Source organism: Methylobacterium sp. WL18 (assembly GCF_008040015.1).
GTDB lineage: Bacteria > Pseudomonadota > Alphaproteobacteria > Rhizobiales > Beijerinckiaceae > Methylobacterium > Methylobacterium mesophilicum.
Genome location: NZ_VRVD01000829.1, coordinates 1 through 1,739, shown reverse-complemented (window position 1 = coordinate 1,739; position 1,739 = coordinate 1). Strand labels below are relative to the sequence as shown.

Annotated in this window: 1 protein-coding gene and 2 pseudogenes; 2 read left to right on the top strand and 1 reads right to left on the bottom strand. The window is 73.2% G+C overall.

Annotation, left to right across the window (positions count from 1 at the left end; all coding sequences use genetic code 11):
• Positions 1-374 (top strand): annotated as a pseudogene (locus FV228_RS28785) (nuclease); the annotation flags it as partial.
• A gap of 14 nt (positions 375-388) precedes the next feature.
• Positions 389-1,429, top strand: a complete 1,041-nt coding sequence (locus FV228_RS28780) for an aldose epimerase family protein (protein WP_147857592.1) — start codon at positions 389-391, stop codon at positions 1,427-1,429.
• A 4-nt stretch (positions 1,430-1,433) separates the two neighbouring features.
• Here FV228_RS28780 and FV228_RS28775 read toward each other — a convergent pair.
• Positions 1,434-1,739, bottom strand: a pseudogene (locus FV228_RS28775) (hypothetical protein); the annotation flags it as partial.

Below are 1,739 nucleotides of genomic sequence, written 5' to 3'. Positions count from 1 at the left end.
TCACGCCCCCGCCCGAGACCGGCGGCGATCCCGAGCCCGACACGCCGCCGCCCGCGGCGAACGCCATCACCGGCACGGCCCAGGTGATCGACACCGCGACCCTCAAGGTCGGCGGCAAGGTCGTGCGCCTGTTCGGGGTCGAGTGGGTGCGGGGCGGCCAGGCCGACGAGCTGACCCGCTACATCGGCGGCCGCCCGGTGACCTGCCAGCCGGCGCCGGGCAGCGAGACGATGAACTGCCTGGTGAACGGGCGTGACCTCTCGGAGGTCGTTCTGTTCAACGGCGGCGGCCGGGCCTCCCCGGAGGCGAGCCCCGAACTGGTCGCCGCCGAGGACCACGCGCGCACCGAGCGGCTCGGCGTCTGGAAGCGCTGAGCGGGGATCGCGGCATGGCGGGCGAGATCTTCGGGCGCACCGCGGACGGTCAGACGGTCACCCGGCACCTGCTGGCCCGGGGGAGCCTGCGCGTCCACGTCATCGATTTCGGCGCGGTGATCACGGCGATCGAGGTGCCCGACCGCGCTGGACGCAGCGCCAACGTCGTCCTCGGGCTCGACACGCTCGCGGGCTACGAGACCGTGAGCCCGAGCTTCGGCGCCGTGGTCGGGCGCTACGCCAACCGCATCGCGGGCGGGCGCTTCAGCCTCGACGGCCAGACCTACCGGTTGCCGGTGAACGAGGGGCCCAACACCCTGCACGGCGGCGACCGGAATTTCGGAAAACATCTCTGGCGCGTGGAGGCGACCGACCCCACGAGCCTCGCCCTGGCCCGCCGCTCGCCGGACGGCGAGGAGGGGTTTCCCGGCAACCTCGACGTCCGCGTGCGCTACAGCCTGCCCGAGGACGGGCTGCTGCGCCTCGATTACGAGGCGGTGACGGACCGGCCGACGGTTCTCAACCTCACCAATCACAGCTACTTCAACCTGGCCGGGGAGGGGACCGGCAGCGTGCTCGACCACGTCGTCCAGATCGAGGCCGACGCGTTCACGCCCACGGATGCGACGCAGGTCCCCACCGGCACGGTCCAGCCGGTCGCCGGCACCCCGTTCGATTTCCGGACACCGCACCGGTTGGGCGCGCGCATCCGCGCGGGCGACCCGCAACTCGCCTACGCCAAGGGCTACGACCACACCTTCGTGCTGCGCGGCCCCGCCGGGACCCTGCACCCGGCCGCCACCTGCATCGATCCGGGCAGCGGCCGGCGGCTCGACGTGGCGACCACGCAGCCGGCCCTGCAGCTCTACACCGGCAACAACCTGGACGGCACGCTGATCGGCCCCTCCGGCCGGATCTACCGCTCCGGGGACGGCGTCTGCTTCGAGACGCAGGGCTTTCCGGACGCCCCGAACCAGCCGGACTTCCCGTCCGCGACCCTGCGTCCGGGGGAGGTCTTTCGGGCGGCCACCACGTTCCGGTTCTCGGTGGCGTGAGCCGTCACGCCGCGAGAACCAGGTCCTCCCACATCACCGGGACGGCGGCCACCGCCGGAGCGGAGGGTTTCGGGCGCCAGGTCTCGCCGAGCGCCAGGAGCGCGGCCTTGACCGCGTCGAGCTGCGAGGGCTCGCCCTCGGCCATGCCCTCGGCGGCGGCCACCTCCTTCAGGTACTCGTCCCAGGCCCAGCGCCGCAGGATCTCGCGCTTGCCGTCGCGGAGCAGCCGCGGGTGGTCCAGCACGGCCGCCGGCGTCGCGAACACCGCGGCCGGGTTGATCAAGGCCCGTTCCAGATCCGGCAAGGCCGG

Bases quoted from the DNA above. Each gene is read 5' to 3' on its own strand.
- FV228_RS28780 (WP_147857592.1), top strand. From the start codon at position 389: ATGGCGGGCGAGATCTTCGGGCGCACCGCGGACGGTCAGACGGTCACC.